Genomic DNA, 16,642 nt, shown 5'->3' with positions numbered 1-16,642 from the left:
ATGCGCCAAATTTGGAACATTATCGCAACAGTCTTTAAATTTAGCTGGCGATTATTGAATTTTGCCCGAGAACTATTTTTTAATGCTGTATTCATAGCGCTGATAATTATCATCGGTGCTGGGATTGTAATTTATAAATCAGATCAACAACCCGTAGCATCTCAGCAAGGTGCGCTATATGTAGATCTGCAAGGGATCGTAGTTGATCAAATCTCAAGCCCTGATCCACTTGGGCGTATGAGTCGCGAATTATTAGGCGCTTCCGCTAACCGAATGCAAGAAAATGCCTTATTTGAGTTAGTTGATACTTTACGTGAAGCTGCCAATGATAAAAATATTACCGGAATGGTATTGCAACTAGATAATTTTGTTGGCGCAGATCAACCTTCATTAAATTATATTGGTAAAGCTATCAGTGAGTTTAAAGCCACAGGTAAACCAGTCTATGCACTGGGCAATAGTTATAACCAATCACAATATTATTTAGCTAGCTATGCCGACGAAATTTATCTCTCACCGCAAGGTACCGTTGGCGTTTACGGTTTTTCTACCAATAATTTATATTACAAAACGCTGCTCGAGAAACTGAAAGTTAATACTCATATTTTCCGCGTAGGTACCTACAAATCTGCTGTTGAGCCATTTATGCGCAATCAAATGTCTCCCGAAGCACGCGCGGCGGATCAGCAATGGCTGGGAACTCTGTGGAATAATTATTTAACTACGTTAGCTAACAACCGCCAATCCACGCCAACCGGTATTTTTCCGGGAGCTGATGCACTGCTCACTTCACTAAAAGCGGTGAATGGCAATAATGCGCAATATGCATTATCACAAAAGCTAGTAGATAAAGTGGTAACTCGCGAACAAGCTGAAAATGAAATGAAAGCTCACTTTGGCTGGAATAAAACCCAGCAGCATTTCAATTATATTAGTATTTATGATTATTCTCAGCAATTAGACCTGGCAAATACAGACTCATCACAACAAGATAGCGGAAATATCGCAGTGATCGTGGTACAAGGGGCAATAATGGACGGCCCACAAACACCCGGTATTGCTGGCAGTGATACCATTGCCGCCCAAATTCGTAAAGCTCGGCTCAATCCGGCGATTAAAGCCATTATTTTACGGGTTAATAGCCCAGGCGGTAGCGTAACTGCCTCAGATATTATTCGCAGTGAATTGGCCTCTACCCGTGCAGCTGGTAAGCCGATAGTCGTTTCAATGGGGGGTTTAGCCGCTTCAGGTGGATATTGGGTGTCAACACCGGCAAACTATATTATCGCTAGTCCGAGTACGCTAACTGGTTCCATCGGTATTTTCGGCGTTATCAACACCTTTGAAGACTCATTAAATTCGCTGGGAGTATATACTGACGGTGTTTCAACATCGCCATTGGCTGATGTCTCGCTCACCAAGGGGATCAGCTCCGAGTTTGGCGACTTAATGCAAATCACCATCGAAAATGGCTATAGCACCTTTATTAATTTGGTTGCTCAATCACGCAATAAAACTCCCGAGCAAATTGATAAAATCGCCCAAGGACGTGTATGGATTGGCATCGATGCTAAGAATATTGGCTTAGTCGATCAGCTGGGTGATTTTGATGACGCGGTAGATAAAGCCGCAGAGCTAGCCAATATCACACCAAATAATGTTAAAATTGATTGGTTACGTCCAGACTTATCATTGTTTGATTTAGTGATGTTAGAAATCACCGCTAAAGCTCAGGCGATAATGCCCGATACCTTGCATGCGCTGTTACCAGAACAAACTGTGACCGATATTCGTAAACAAGCCCAGTTTTTCTTAAAGATGAACGATCCCCAAAACCGCTATGCCTTTTGTTTAAACTGCGGAGATATCTATTAATTAACGCATCTATTAATTAGCTTATATTAGTAATTAACGTGTATTGGCGTTCCCAGCGTTCTAAAGCTGGGAGCGCTTAATTATTTGACTTACTGGCTACTTCATTCCATTTTATATGCTCTTTTTAATTGAATGAAGTTGCCACACCATCTCCCTCAATCCACGAGATTAAAATAGCGCCAAATCTGGCACCTTAATATTATTACACCAATAAATTGCATTTATTATCTAATATTTATACTGCATTCATTCTATAATCCCGATTAATTAGTTGTCTCTCTTCAGGTCGGATTTTTATAATGCAAAAAGATATAGAAAAAAAATCAATTTATGTGGTTTATACTGGCGGCACTATTGGTATGCAGCATTCTGCGTTTGGCTATGTGCCTGTATCGGGGCATTTACAACAACAATTAGCCAAAATGCCTGAGTTTCACCGGCCTGAAATGCCTTCTTTTACGCTGCGTGAACATCATCCTTTAATTGACTCTTCAGATATTACGCCTGAAGATTGGCAAATTATTGCCGATGATATTCACCAAAATTACGATAAATACGATGGTTTCGTTATTCTACATGGTACCGATACCATGGCTTTCACCGCGTCAGCATTGTCGTTTATGTTTGAAAATCTGCAAAAGCCCGTTATCGTGACAGGGTCACAAATTCCCTTGGAAGCACTGCGATCTGACGGCCAAACTAACCTACTTAACGCGCTATATTTGGCCGCTAATTATCCGGTAAACGAAGTGAGCTTATTTTTCAATAATAAATTATTTCGTGGAAATCGCACGGTAAAAGCCCACGCCGACGGGTTCGATGCCTTTACCTCGCCAAACTGTTCGCCGTTAATGGAAGCAGGAATTAATATTCGTAGCTTTGCTACCTGCCCCGCACCACGCGGAGTTGGTGAATTTATCACGCATAATATCACCCCTCAGCCTATAGGCGTGATAATGCTCTACCCAGGACTATCAATTGATATTATCAATAATATTTTACAGCAACCGATAAAAGCCTTGATTATTCGTTCTTATGGTGTCGGTAATGCCCCTCAACAGCCTGATTTACTACGCTTACTGCGCGAAGCCACAGAAAGAGGCATTATTGTGATTAATCTAACCCAATGTATTTCTGGACGAGTTAATATGGAAGGCTATGCCACTGGGCATGCACTGGCTGAAGCTGGGGTTATTAGTGGTTATGACATGACCTTTGAAGCTACGCTGACCAAATTGCATTATTTACTAAGCCAAAATTTTACTACTGCACATATTCGCGAATTAATGCAAAATAATTTACGCGGTGAATTGAGTTACGCTGATGACTGATAATGAGGACGATAACGTGAAATCTGCTCTACTTCTGGTTGATTTACAAAATGATTTTTGTTCAGGAGGTGCACTCGCCGTCCAGAATAGCGAAACGGCGATCGATATTGCGAATCAAGCGATTACCTATTGCCAACAGAACCATATTCACGTCATCGCTAGCCAAGACTGGCACCCCGCGACGCATTTAAGTTTTGCAGTCAATTCAGGAACTAATATTGGCGAATGTGGCTTACTGAATGGACTGCCACAGGTTTGGTGGCCCGTACATTGTGTACAAAACCACCCCGGAGCGGCGCTGCATCCTCAATTAAACCAAGCTGCTATCGATGCAATATTTACCAAAGGTGAAAATCCACAAATAGACAGCTACAGCGCATTTTTCGATAACGATCAGCGCAGCCAAACCCAACTACACTCATGGCTACAACAGCAGCAGATCCAAAAATTATTCATTTTGGGTATTGCGACGGATTATTGCGTTAAATTCACCGTATTAGATGCATTGAGATTAGGCTACAGCGTGGAAGTGATTACCGATGGCTGTCGTGCCGTTAATTTAGCCCCACACGATGGGCAACTCGCCTTGCAAGAAATGGCTGATAACGGTGCTGTTTTGATCAATCTCGCGCAATTTTGTGCACAAGAATAGCCAAGGAAATTTCTATACAAAGACAGCGGTTAGCTTAATAACCGCTGATTTAATTGCGCTTTTTTTATACTCAAACTTTATATTCAAACTTAATATTTAAATTTAATGCTGAGCACTCGAGTCATTGTCCTGCGGCTTTAAGGTGGCTAACAGCGATTGTTGAAACATTGATTTCAGCTGCTGTTTGCTTTTCATGGTGATATTGCCGTCTGTTCCCACCGTCATATGTTCGGGGTCATGATTATACCGCGACTGCCATAACAACACCATTTGTAAACTGTGGGCTTTTTGTTCAGCACTGAGAGCAACCCCATCTGGCCATTTACCTAACTCGACTGCGGTTACTAAACGTTGATAAATTTCTGGCGTCATAACCGAAAGCAACTGCTCGATATGCTGTGGATCTAGTGCCTCAGTTTGAGTTTCACTCGCTGGCTCAGATAAATCCAGCGGCGTTACATCAACCGATTTAGGTTCAAAACTCACATTCACTCCTCAACAAGCCAAGGCTAAATTATTCACCTTGACTTAAAATATTAGTTATTGCCTATGTTTTAATATCTTTCAAAACTGGCCTATTTTAATCGCCTGTGCTTAATGTCAATACTCGCCATTTGGGCTTAATATCTGAGCTTAATATTTGGGCATAGAGCCCTCGTTATATAGCTCTCGTTATGACTTAATTTACATTCAAAGCTGAAACGATTAAGCCCGGGTATTGCTTATATGATGCGTTGATTATAGGGCCTGTAGATTCTATTACTGAACCTTACTCCATTAATATCAATAAGTTACTTTATTTTTATTTAATTAACCATCGATTGATTTATTCTGATTGTCATCAGTAAAACGCAATGAGGCTGAATTAATGCAGTAGCGCTGTCCGGTAGGTTGTGGCCCATCAGGGAATACATGTCCCAAATGCGCATTACATTGCTGACAACGTACTTCAATTCGCTGCATACCCAAGCTATTGTCTTCAATATATTTTATCGCGGAGTCATTGACTGGCTGATAAAAACTGGGCCATCCGCATCCCGCATCAAACTTAGTTTCTGAACGAAATAATGGCGCATGACAACATAAACAATAATATATCCCCTCTTCTCGCAGATGCAATAAACGACCAGAAAACGGTGGCTCGGTTCCGGCTTGTTGAGTCACGTAACGCTGAATTTCACTAAGATCGGAGAGATCAATTTGATTATCTTTAGACTTTGACATTACGGTACCTATATTTGTTGTTTTTTCTTTGGACAATTTTTAATTTTCGCTAACAACGTAAAATATAAACTTGGCTAAAAATGCGTATTAACCCGTGTTATCTGATTAATTTAATTAATTTTACTGCATTTTTTCACTCCCACACCGACTCTCTCATGATATCGATTAATTACTTTTATATAATTAATTGTTTATATGTATTACAGTATATGGATTATCAGTATGGCTGTGATAAAAGATCTTGCTAATCATTAAATTAATCTATGTTGAAACAAAAATTTAACAGAAAATTGTCAAATGCTATTCTAAACTAATTAGAAGCTGCTTTCGAATTCTGTTTGTGACCTATCTCACATATATTACTGATAAGATCTTTAATTATTTCAATCTGCCCTGATAATACATTTTGGGTGTATTTACTCAATAAAATGGCTGACAAGTAACCAATTAGTGCGTTTTGAATTGATCTTTTGCAATAATTGACACGATTCCGCTTGACGGCTGGCAAGGTTTTGGTAAGTTTAAATACAACTTAATTCACTAAAAAATAGCTGGTGGAAATACTATGAGTATCAAAATAGGTATCAATGGTTTTGGTCGTATCGGCCGTATCGTTTTCCGTGCTGCACAAGAACGCTCTGACGTTGAAATTGTTGCAATCAACGATTTGTTAGATGCTGAATATATGGCATACATGCTGAAATACGATTCAACTCATGGCCGTTTTAACGGTACTGTTGAAGTTAAAGATGGTCACCTGGTTGTCAATGGTAAAACTATCCGTTGTACTTCAGAAAGAGATCCAGCTAACCTGAAGTGGGACGAAGTTGGTGTTGATGTTGTTGCTGAAGCTACCGGCATCTTCTTGACCGATGAGACTGCACGTAAACACATCCAAGCAGGCGCTAAAAAAGTTGTGTTAACAGGTCCTTCTAAAGATGACACCCCAATGTTCGTTATGGGCGTTAACCAAAATACTTATGCAGGCCAAGAAATCGTTTCTAACGCGTCTTGTACTACTAACTGCCTGGCACCTCTGGCAAAAGTTATCAACGACAAATTTGGTATCGTTGAAGGTCTGATGACAACTGTTCATGCAACTACTGCAACTCAAAAAACAGTTGATGGTCCTTCTCATAAAGACTGGCGCGGTGGTCGTGGCGCATCACAAAACATCATCCCATCTTCTACCGGTGCAGCTAAAGCTGTAGGTAAAGTTATCCCAGAACTGAACGGTAAACTGACGGGTATGTCTTTCCGTGTTCCTACACCAAACGTTTCTGTTGTTGACCTGACTGTACGTCTGGCTAAACCAGCAACTTACGCGCAAATCTGTGAAGCAATCAAAGATGCTGCTGCAGGCGAGCTGAAAGGTGTTCTGGGTTATACTGACGAAGACGTTGTATCAACAGACTTCAACGGCGAAAAACTGACTTCAGTATTCGATGCTAAAGCAGGTATCGCACTGAACGATAACTTCGTTAAACTGGTTTCTTGGTATGACAACGAAACTGGTTACTCAAACAAAGTTCTGGACCTGATTGCTCATATCTCTAAATAATAGCTAATTAGTTTTCAGAATATATTCGAGCCGCCATTATGGCGGCTCTTTTGTATCTACTTTATACTGCTCGAGCTCCATGGACAGAAATGTTATTTTCCTCTGTATTCCATGACCTTTAATTAGCACAACAATCCTGTTTGTCTAATCCTTAGGTTGTATGAATAGGCGAGTTATCATGAATGATAAAATTTTTAATTTACCGGTATTAACACAGATCTCCCCTTACCTTAGCCAACGTCAGCTAGGCGAACTTCCTCTGATTGTCATTTCACACCCTAAAGTACGCGGAGCTATCAGCTTCCAAGGGGCGCAATTAATTGCTTGGCAACCTAGCGGCCAGAAACCCTGTTTGTGGTTAAGTGAAAATAGTGAGTTTAAACCCGGCACAGCAATTCGTGGCGGTATTCCTATTTGCTGGCCATGGTTTGGTCCTGCCGGCACACCTAGCCATGGATTTGCACGTATTTTGCCATGGGAATTTACCGCACATAATGAACACGATGATGGAGTTATCCTCACTTTCACTTTGTCTGATAATGAATATACTAAAAAACTGTGGCCGCATGACTTCACATTGATATTACGTTTTAAGCTCGGGGAAACCTGCGAAATTGAATTAGAAAGCTACGGTAATTTCAGTGCAACCTGTGCGATGCATAGCTATTTAAATATCAGTGATATCCAAAAAACGGCAGTCTATGGTTTAGGCTCACACTATTTAGATAAAGTGACTGATAAGCAAGAATATAATGCATCAACACTGAGAGTTAATGGACGTACCGATCGCATCTATACTGAATCGGATGAATACAGTTTAGTTCGAGATGATGGCTGGCAGCGTACTATTGAAATGCACCATTATCATCACAGTGATGTAGTTTGCTGGAATCCGTGGGCAGAGTTATCGTGCAGCATGCCAGATATGCCGAATAATGGTTACAAGCAGATGATCTGCGTTGAAACCGCCCGTATCAATAAACCAATGATACCGGATAATGCCGAGCCTGCACGTATGTCACTCATTATGCGTTGTCGCGATCATAATGAGTTTCATCCCTATTTGGATAATGCCGCTCAAGATGATAGTTATAAAAAAAATAACTCTAGCGATAATACCTGAAAATTTTGGCATAAAAAAACCCCCTGTAATTGGTTATCCAACTATTGGGGGTTACTTCATTATATCTACAGTTTTTGCGTCGATAGTCTTAATAAAGACTATAAATCAGCATATTAGAATGTATATGTCACGCCAGACCATACAATCCCAGAAACTGATTTATTAACCATTGGGCTATCTTTAACTTCATTAGATAAACGGTCAACACGACCGACAGCAAATACAGACCAATCTTGATTGAAACGGTAGCTAGCTTGTAATTCTAAGTAAGGAGTCCAGCTGTCGCCCGCTTTATAACGGCTTAATCCACTGTTACGTGACTCTTTAGATGAAATACCGTATTCGTAATTATTTTGATTTTTGCTCGTCCATACAATACCAGCACCTGGCATGATAGACCATTTATCGCCCTGGAAACCGTATAAATAGGCGAAGTCACCTCTCAATCCATTACTAACACCCAGAATATCGCCCGAAGCGATTGCTCGCAAGGTACCCCATTGTGCATTATGCTTATAAGTAAAGCCGGCCATCACGGTATCACGACGACGATCTAGCTGACGCATGTCGTGGTCATCATTATCTTTAGGTTTGAAAAATTGTGGGTAGTAATGTGCATCAAGTGATAATTGATCTGCTTCATCATTCCACAGATAGTAACCCGCCGCTAAAGTGTGAAAATAAAAATTTTCACTGTCGTAATTAATCACTGGTACGGGAGTGACATAGTCTTTAGCTTTGATCCCTTTATAAGGTGAGGCTTGAGCTAATACTGAGCCACCAATAGACCAAGTTCCAGCGAAGGATGATGCTGATAATAAGCCTACTGCGATACCCATTGATACTAATTTAACATGTTTAGACATTGCTAACCCTAGATTATTAATTAACTATTTGACCAAATAATACTGTTGTCTGCCTTAAGTGCCAAGGAGAATCCCACCAAATCACATTTTTAGTTAACTGTGCTTACAATTAATTTTAATTCTACCGTATTTATTCATAATTAATCATATTTCGTAATCAATAGGTACTCTCTGAGCCAACCCACACATTAATTCATAACCCACCGTACCCGCTCGCTGAGCAATATCATCAATCGGTAAATTTTGTCCCCATAATTCCACTGAGGTTCCCTCTTTCGCTGTTGGGCAATCAGTAATATCAATAGTTAACATATCCATCGAAATAGCACCTAATATCGGACAACGTACACCATCTACCCAAACAGGTGTTCCTGTTGGCGCATGACGAGGATAGCCGTCCGCATATCCGCAAGCGACAGTGGCAATGCGTTTAGGTTGAGTCGCAGTAAAGCGGCTGCCATAGCCGATAGATTCACCGGCCACAATATGATGTACTGCAATAATTTCAGCGCACAAGGTCATAGTGGCCTTAACTTGATAGCAAGCAATATCGCGCCAACAACCACTTGGAGAGCCACCATAAAGCAAAATACCACTTCTTACCCAGTCATAATGAGTATTCGGATGCCATAAAATTGCCCCTGAATTAGCGACACAAGTCGCTAATTTTAATGCTGAAAAGGCTTCAATTTGTCGATGAGCATATTCAATACCTTGACTATTATCCGAATTAGCAAAATGGCTCATTAACGTCACTGAAGCAATATTATCTAGCGACTGTAAACGCGAGATAATCTTCGGATAATCAGTGGGTGAAAAACCTAACCGATTCATTCCACTGTTTAATTTTACATATATTGATATTGGATGGTATAAATCCGCTTGTTCTAAGGCATCCAACTGCCATTCACTGTGAATAGCGGTAGTCAAATAATACTGATCGATAACCGCTAAATCTGATGGATGAAAAAAACCTTCCAATAATAAAATCGGCCCCTGCCAGCCAGCTTGGCGTAATTGAATCGCCTCACTAAGCTCTAATAATGCAAAACCATCTGTCGCCGCCAGAAATGGCCAAACTTTAGCTAAATTATGCCCATAAGCATTGGCTTTTACGACCGACCAAATTTTAGCTGTGCCAACCTGCTGGCGAATAATCGACAAATTATGAGTAAAATTCGGCAAGTGGATTTTTGCACAGATCGGACGGGGCATTCGACTTCCTCTTATTGTTTTTATTGGCTATTTTTTCGTATTTTTTATCGAAGCGCCAGAAATAATTGTGGATATTTCTGCTTAAATCAACTTTATTGAATTTGCCTCACCGCATTAACGCCTGTCCATATAACGCCGTACCGACAGATCATCCGCTGCAATTTCAGGGCAGTTTCCCGAGATAATATCAGCCAACAATTTTGCTGAACCACATGCCATTGTCCATCCTAACGTCCCATGGCCGGTATTAATAAACAGATTTTGATAATGTGTTGCGCCGACAATCGGTGTACCATCCGGTGTCATCGGACGTAAACCGGTCCAAAAAGTCGCTTTTTCGATATCTCCCGCCCCCTGGTAAAGATCATTAACTACCATTTTTAGTGTCTCTGCACGCTGAGGAGATAAACGCAAATTAAATCCCACGACTTCAGCCATACCGCCGACGCGAATTCGCTTATCGAAACGTGTTACAGCTATTTTATAACTTTCATCCAGCACGGTTGAAACGGGAGCGCGCTCGGCATCAATAATTGGCAAAGTTAATGAATAACCTTTTAAGGGGTAGACTGGAATGCTTACCAAATCCGTCAATAACCTAGTCGAATAACTGCCCATCGCGACCACATAACTATCTGCGGTGAGTAATTCATCGTCACATTGAATACCGGTGACCTTATTTCCCGCGGTTAATATCGCCTGTACCTGTTGGCCAAATTTAAAGCGTACTCCGATATCTTGCGCCATTGTGGCTAAATTTTGCGTGAACTTTTGGCAATCACCAGTTTCATCATTTGGCAGACGTAACCCACCACTTAGCTTATGTTGAGCCTGCTCTAGTGCCGGTTCTGCGATGATTAATTGATCGGCGGTTAATAATTGATAAGCCACACCCTGCTGCTGCAAAACGGCAATATCGTTAGCCGCGTGATCAAGCTGCTGCTGAGTACGGAATAGCTGTAACGTTCCCCCTTGCCGGCCTTCATATTCAATACCGGTTTCAGCCCGCAACTGCTTTAAGCAGTCGCGGCTATATTCAGCCAAGCGTAACATGCGGCTTTTATTGATAGCGTAACGTTGGTCGCTGCAATTTTTCAACATCTGCCACATCCAACGTAATTGGAACAATGTGCCATCAGGGCGAATAGCCAAAGGCGCATGTTTTTTTTCAAACATCCATTTAATCGCTTTTAGCGGAACACCTGGTGCTCCCCAAGGAGTTGCATATCCTGGTGAAATCTGCCCTGCATTAGCCGCACTGGTTTCTGTAGCTACCGCATTTTGACGGTCAATGACTATGACTTCATGCCCTTGGCGCGCGAGATACCATGCGCTAGTGACACCAATAACGCCCGCACCTAATACCAGAACTTTCATCATTGCCCTCTATATTTTATAACCAGCCATTAACATAAGAGTAATCGGCTATAAAATATTTGCCAGCACAGAATTATCTACTGGATAAAAAACAAACTTAATCCCTAAAGCAGCACTAAATAATGATTAATAACGATATATTATTTGGTAGAATATTTATTTAACAGAAAAACAGAGAATCAGTGAGAACTATTTTAAAAATCAGATCATTAAATAGATGAGTAACTATAAACTGAATACTAGCAGTATGATAAACTTGGTTTATTATTATTTACAACGTCATCACAACTGGATTGGTTTATTATAACGGAATCGAGACAGCAAAAATTATTAATCATCAATTTGCATTTTTAGTCAAAAAAATAGCCTTCACTCGAAGGCCATTTATACAGAATTATACGGCTATTGATGATTAACTCATTTGGGCTAAATCGCTCGGCATATTGCCTTGCATACTGTGCCAAATTGTCCCGCTATCCTTTCCATAATTACGCACACATTCCATAATCCGCTCATAAGATTGCTCACGGCACAGGTTTATCAGTTGTTGATAAAAATTTTGGGCTAATTTACGTGCGTCAGGATTAGAGAAATAATAGCGACCTACACGCGTATATAGACCTCTTAATCCATTGATAATTAATCCATAAATAGGATTACCAGAGGCAAAAGCCAACCCGCGAAAAATATTATAATCCAATGCACTATAGGCTTCCGCGTTATCTTCGACGGTCTCTCTTTGTGCCAACACTTCTAATGATTTTTCAGGGTTATTACGAAATGCAGTACGAATAAAAATTGCCGCGATATTGGTACGAACTGCCAGTAAATTATCAATTAATTGGGGGACTCTGTCATGATCTAATCGCGCTAGAGTTTCAAGAATATTCAAGCCTGAAGTTTCCCAAAAGTTATTTACTTTTGTCGGCTTACCATGCTTGATTGTCAGCCAACCATCGCGGGCTAACCGTTGTAATACTTCACGCAGAGTGGTTCGCGTTACACCAATAAGCTCTGAAAGTTCACGTTCAGCAGGTAAAATTGACCCCGGAGGAAAACGATTATTCCAAATACTTTCAATAATATACTCTTCCGCAAAGCCGGCAGGACTTTGAGCTTTAATAACCATGTTTTGATTGATTCCAAACTGAATTTTACTAATTATAGCCGAAATCATAACAGATTGTCTGAATCTGAGATAGTTAGGTGCTGTATAAACAGTGAGATCAATCATAAAACATTATACTATTAATGCATTTACTATGAATATCTAAGCTTAATTTCCATTGATTTTAAGCGTAGTATATAGCCACACTACGCTTTACATATATACCAGAGGAATATGAATAATAATGGATATCAGTTTCAAACAAGCATTTCTTAGAAATTTTCTTGGAAACTCACCTGACTGGTACAAACTAGCTATCATTATCTTTTTGATTATCAACCCTATTGTGTTTTATCACGTCGATCCGTTCACTGCAGGTTGGATGCTAGTTGTTGAATTTATTTTTACTTTAGCTATGGCATTAAAATGCTACCCACTGCAACCCGGCGGACTATTAGCTATTGAGGCGGTTATTATTGGTATGACCTCCCCTAGCCAAATAGGCCATGAGATCAGTAACAACCTAGAAGTATTACTGCTGCTTATATTTATGGTAGCGGGTATTTACTTTATGAAGCAACTGCTGCTGTTTGCTTTCACCAAGTTATTACTGTCTATCCGCTCTAAGCGCGCCCTATCCTTAGCTTTTTGTCTTGCCAGTGCTTTCTTATCGGCATTTTTAGATGCCCTAACGGTAATAGCGGTAGTTATCAGTGTCTCGGTCGGCTTCTACTCTATTTATCATCATTATGCATCAAATCAACAAGATAATGATGATTTAACCAATGACGGTTATATCGATACTGCAGAAAAAAAACAAACACTTGAACAATTCCGTGCCTTTTTACGTAGCTTAATGATGCATGCGGGTATCGGTACCGCATTAGGCGGCGTAATGACGATGGTTGGTGAGCCGCAAAATCTGATTATTGCAAAGTATGTGGGTTGGGATTTTGCTACTTTCTTCCTGCGCATGGCTCCTGTGACTATTCCAGTATTCGTTTGTGGATTACTTGTCTGTTATTTAGTTGAGAAATTTAAACTGTTTGGCTATGGTGCGGAATTACCTGATAGCGTCAGAAATATCCTGACACAGCATGATAAAAAAGCCAGTGCCAAACGTACACGTCGTGATCGTGCTCAATTGATTGTACAAGCGATTGTTGGATTATGGTTAATTTTCGCTCTGGCGTTTCATTTGGCGGAAGTTGGCTTAATCGGTTTGTCAGTGATTATTTTGACCACCGCATTTTGTGGAATAACCGAAGAACATTCATTGGGTAAAGCCTTCGAAGAGGCCCTACCGTTTACCGCATTGTTAACCGTATTCTTCTCAGTAGTCGCGGTAATTGTTGATCAGCATTTGTTTACCCCGTTTATCCAATTTGTTCTACAGTCTTCAGAATCTTCTCAGCTATCGTTATTCTATTTATTTAACGGTTTACTCTCTGCAGTTTCTGATAACGTGTTTGTTGGTACGGTATATATAAATGAAGCAACAACAGCAATGAAACAAGGATTAATTTCGCTGCATCAATATGAAGCTCTTGCGGTTGCTATTAATACCGGGACTAATTTACCTTCCGTGGCGACACCTAATGGACAAGCCGCGTTCCTATTTTTACTCACCTCGGCTCTTTCGCCATTAATTCGTTTGTCATATGGACGTATGGTTTGGATGGCCTTACCTTATACTATCGTTATGACGGTTATCGGTTTATTAGGCGTTGAGTTATGGTTATTACCCGTTTCTGATTGGATGCAGACTATGGGATGGATTACGTTATCTTAAATAGGCATGAATCCTGTTATTCGTTATTACATCACTGTTATATCGGTGTTTAAAGTAACATTCACACCGATATAACAATCGTAAGATTAAGTAAATTAGCCCATAATATAGCGACAAATTGGCGATAATCCTTTTTTTGCTCAACATAACACGGCAAAATATCAGCCATTAATAAACTTAGGGAAATGAGTATGCTCAGATATTTTAATTCCTGCTCAAAAGGAAGAGGAGCATGGCTATTAATGGCTTTTATTGCATTAATGCTGGAATGTGCCGCACTTTATTTTCAGCATGTAATGAAATTACAGCCTTGTGTCATGTGTATTTATGAACGCATCGCATTATTAGGGATTATTGCTGCTGGGTTAATTGGTGCGATTGCTCCACAGAATAGATTATTACGCTGGCTAGCGATTATTGTATGGATTTACAGTGCTTGGCGCGGGCTGGATTTAGCTTGGGAACATACGATGTTACAGCTTTATCCTTCACCTTTTGCCTCCTGTGATTTTTTTGTCAATTTCCCTGAATGGCTACCGCTTAATCAATGGGTTCCGGCAGTATTTGAAGCCACCGGAGATTGTTCAGTCAGACAATGGATCTTTTTAGGCTGGGATATGCCGCAGTGGTTAATTGGTGTATTTGCAGTTTATTTATTGATGGCAATTATTGTTACGTTGAGTCAATTTTTTGCTGCTAAGCAGAAATAATCCGTTATTTCACTATCCCCAATAACTAAATAGCTAATAGTAATAATTCAATCATTAATATCTACAAAAATAGCCAGGTTGCAAAAACTGGCTATTTTTATTCTGCTGCCTACTGTTATAAACAGCTACCATATTGAATGGCATCAATATCACATCGTTTGCCATTAGCAAACTGACATACGGGTGTTTTGGCGCCGTCTAACTGCTGAGTTAGCGAAGGAATGCCTCCGGCAGAAGTACAGGCTTCGTTGATCCCTGGCCCCAAATTAATCACTTGTCGAGCATAATCAGCATCTTGATTAACATATTGTCGTTGTTTTTGCTGTGCTGAAGAATTACTGCAACCTGAAACTATGCTCAATATTATTCCCAATACCGTTAATGATGCGATATTACCAGTAAACCGATTCATTATTATCTCCGCTGACTTGTGCTTGCGACTGCCAGCGTATGCTAGCCGAATATTCGCACTATCTAAAATTAATGGGTTCCACTTTTAGATAATATATTAATAACTAATACTCCCGCGATGATAAGTAGCATACCGATCACCGCAGGCAGATCGAGTTTTTGCTGATAAATAAACATCGCCGCAATAGAAACTAATACAATACCTAAACCTGACCAAATGGCATAAGCGATGCCCAAAGGCATTGTTTTAACCACTTGCGATAAGCCCCAAAACGAAACTGCATAACCGATAATGACTATCAGTGAAGGCCAAAATCGACTAAATCCATCAGAAGCCTTTAATGTTGTAGTGGCAATTACTTCCGCAAGAATTGATAAAATTAATAGCCCCAGACCTTTTATATTCTCACCTATATTAAAATTAAAGCAAATAATAAGCACGGTGAAATTTAACACACTTAACCAGTACTAAAAACGACAAAAAACCCACTTAATACTGTTTTAAGTGGGTTTTAATTATGGAAAATTATTTTTTATAGCTGAATATATTAATGATGTAACATTTCATCGACAATTTGTGCGGCATTTAGTGAGTAGGGATAATAGGTCGGCCAATTGTCCATTTGCTCTAATAATTTTTCTTGCGAGCTATTTCCCATATAAATATGAAAATGGGCTGATTGTTGCGGCTGAATAATGTGATCGCTAAATTGTACATATTTCGGAGCATCAGCATCGCCTTTAGCGCATTCAAATAAATAACGTACGCCCTTCTTACCTGAAGCATAGTGTAATATTTTAAAACCAGAATAATGATATTCACAGGCGCTGACCTTATCGCCTTGATGGAATTCAATCACGTTATCTTCGATACCAATCATATCTATATCAGTCGCATAGCCCATTTTATAATATTGACGATATTGCTCCACGGTTTTTTGCGGATCTTTTTGCGCTTTTGCCTGTAAAACAGGATCTAAATCACCGTTTAATAAATAGGGGTTAACTGACTGCCAGACCCCATCCCAATTACTCAAGGGCCGATTTTTGACTGCATCATCCTTAAATATACCGTCACTTGCCAAACGTGCTTCTTCGGTTTGTGGCGGATGACTGTGGCTATGCCCACCATGCGCTAATGCAGAAATACTGAAAAATGAAAAACTACCCGCTAAGGCGACTAAAGAAATAAACAATGAGTTGCGTGTCATGAAAGCTAATCCTATCAATGAAACCATTTTATTTTAAATTATGTTATAACATAACAATTACTAATGACAAGATTTTTTTACCGCTTAATTGAGATAAAAAAACCCGAGCTTATGGCCTAAAATAAGACGCAATAAACTCGGGTTATATGACTAAATTTAGCTCGAATACGACCGTCAAGTCTCACG

The 16,642-nt window shown here is 40.0% G+C and carries 16 protein-coding genes; 7 read left to right on the top strand and 9 right to left on the bottom strand.

The features are described 5' to 3' along the window. From sppA to pncA, 3 genes are all read left to right on the top strand, one after another. The gene (sppA, locus tag M992_RS09270) at positions 1 to 1,875 is read left to right on the top strand and encodes a signal peptide peptidase SppA (protein WP_053908258.1); all 1,875 of its coding nucleotides are present in this window, start codon (positions 1 to 3) and stop codon (positions 1,873 to 1,875) included. A 311-nt stretch (positions 1,876 to 2,186) separates the two neighbouring features. Further along, a complete protein-coding gene (ansA, locus tag M992_RS09265; RefSeq protein ID WP_053908542.1) occupies positions 2,187 to 3,206 on the top strand; it encodes an asparaginase in 1,020 nt (339 codons plus the stop codon). A 16-nt stretch (positions 3,207 to 3,222) separates the two neighbouring features. Beyond that, on the top strand, positions 3,223 to 3,858 hold the full coding sequence (pncA, locus tag M992_RS09260) for a bifunctional nicotinamidase/pyrazinamidase (RefSeq protein ID WP_174721780.1): 636 nt from the start codon (positions 3,223 to 3,225) through the stop codon (positions 3,856 to 3,858). 102 nt (positions 3,859 to 3,960) lie between these two features. Here the strand turns inward: pncA and M992_RS09255 are convergent, their stop codons facing one another. Further along, entirely contained in the window at positions 3,961 to 4,251 is a 291-nt protein-coding gene (locus M992_RS09255) for a YeaC family protein (RefSeq protein WP_255314276.1), read from the bottom strand. A 417-nt stretch (positions 4,252 to 4,668) separates the two neighbouring features. Continuing rightward, positions 4,669 to 5,082: a peptide-methionine (R)-S-oxide reductase MsrB gene (gene msrB / locus M992_RS09250; protein WP_053908256.1), complete on the bottom strand. Its 414-nt coding sequence runs from the start codon at positions 5,080 to 5,082 to the stop codon at positions 4,669 to 4,671. Positions 5,083 to 5,647: 565 nt separating this feature from the next. Here msrB and gapA point away from each other — a divergent pair. Together gapA and M992_RS09240 are read left to right on the top strand one after the other, a co-directional pair. After that, positions 5,648 to 6,643, top strand: a complete 996-nt coding sequence (gene gapA, locus M992_RS09245) for a glyceraldehyde-3-phosphate dehydrogenase (RefSeq protein WP_047256208.1) — start codon at positions 5,648 to 5,650, stop codon at positions 6,641 to 6,643. Between the two features lie 178 nt (positions 6,644 to 6,821). Then, complete coding sequence (locus M992_RS09240; RefSeq protein ID WP_082335411.1) at positions 6,822 to 7,766, top strand: D-hexose-6-phosphate mutarotase; 945 nt, start codon at positions 6,822 to 6,824, stop codon at positions 7,764 to 7,766. A gap of 113 nt (positions 7,767 to 7,879) precedes the next feature. On the opposite strand, the gene M992_RS09235 is transcribed toward M992_RS09240, so the two are convergent. From M992_RS09235 to fadR, 4 genes are all read right to left on the bottom strand, one after another. Then, the gene (locus tag M992_RS09235; RefSeq protein WP_053908255.1) at positions 7,880 to 8,632 is read right to left on the bottom strand and encodes a MipA/OmpV family protein; all 753 of its coding nucleotides are present in this window, start codon (positions 8,630 to 8,632) and stop codon (positions 7,880 to 7,882) included. A gap of 144 nt (positions 8,633 to 8,776) precedes the next feature. Further along, positions 8,777 to 9,847, bottom strand: a complete 1,071-nt coding sequence (gene alr, locus M992_RS09230) for an alanine racemase (protein WP_053908254.1) — start codon at positions 9,845 to 9,847, stop codon at positions 8,777 to 8,779. 114 nt (positions 9,848 to 9,961) lie between these two features. Further along, positions 9,962 to 11,224 (bottom strand): D-amino acid dehydrogenase, encoded by a 1,263-nt coding sequence (locus M992_RS09225; protein WP_053908253.1) that lies wholly within the window; start codon positions 11,222 to 11,224, stop codon positions 9,962 to 9,964. A 412-nt stretch (positions 11,225 to 11,636) separates the two neighbouring features. Next, a complete protein-coding gene (gene fadR, locus M992_RS09220; RefSeq protein WP_053908540.1) occupies positions 11,637 to 12,353 on the bottom strand; it encodes a fatty acid metabolism transcriptional regulator FadR in 717 nt (238 codons plus the stop codon). A gap of 223 nt (positions 12,354 to 12,576) precedes the next feature. Between fadR and nhaB the strand changes: the two genes are divergently transcribed. After that, positions 12,577 to 14,124 carry a sodium/proton antiporter NhaB gene (gene nhaB, locus M992_RS09215; protein WP_053908252.1) on the top strand — a complete coding sequence of 516 codons (1,548 nt, stop codon included), beginning with the start codon at positions 12,577 to 12,579 and terminating at the stop codon, positions 14,122 to 14,124. 191 nt (positions 14,125 to 14,315) lie between these two features. Continuing rightward, positions 14,316 to 14,834: a disulfide bond formation protein DsbB gene (gene dsbB, locus M992_RS09210; RefSeq protein ID WP_053908251.1), complete on the top strand. Its 519-nt coding sequence runs from the start codon at positions 14,316 to 14,318 to the stop codon at positions 14,832 to 14,834. Between the two features lie 115 nt (positions 14,835 to 14,949). Here the strand turns inward: dsbB and M992_RS09205 are convergent, their stop codons facing one another. From M992_RS09205 to zinT, 3 genes are all read right to left on the bottom strand, one after another. Next, on the bottom strand, positions 14,950 to 15,246 hold the full coding sequence (locus tag M992_RS09205) for a DUF333 domain-containing protein (protein WP_053908250.1): 297 nt from the start codon (positions 15,244 to 15,246) through the stop codon (positions 14,950 to 14,952). Between the two features lie 68 nt (positions 15,247 to 15,314). Continuing rightward, a complete protein-coding gene (locus tag M992_RS09200) occupies positions 15,315 to 15,647 on the bottom strand; it encodes an SMR family transporter (protein ID WP_053908539.1) in 333 nt (110 codons plus the stop codon). 146 nt (positions 15,648 to 15,793) lie between these two features. Beyond that, positions 15,794 to 16,456, bottom strand: coding sequence for a metal-binding protein ZinT (gene zinT, locus M992_RS09195; protein WP_053908249.1), 663 nt, complete (start codon positions 16,454 to 16,456; stop codon positions 15,794 to 15,796). Between the last annotated feature and the right edge of the window lie 186 nt (positions 16,457 to 16,642).

Source organism: Moellerella wisconsensis ATCC 35017 (genome assembly GCF_001294465.1).
In the GTDB taxonomy this organism is placed as follows: domain Bacteria; phylum Pseudomonadota; class Gammaproteobacteria; order Enterobacterales; family Enterobacteriaceae; genus Moellerella; species Moellerella wisconsensis.
The sequence above is the reverse complement of the archived record's forward strand: the minus strand, read 5'-3'. Positions and strand labels throughout refer to the sequence as shown.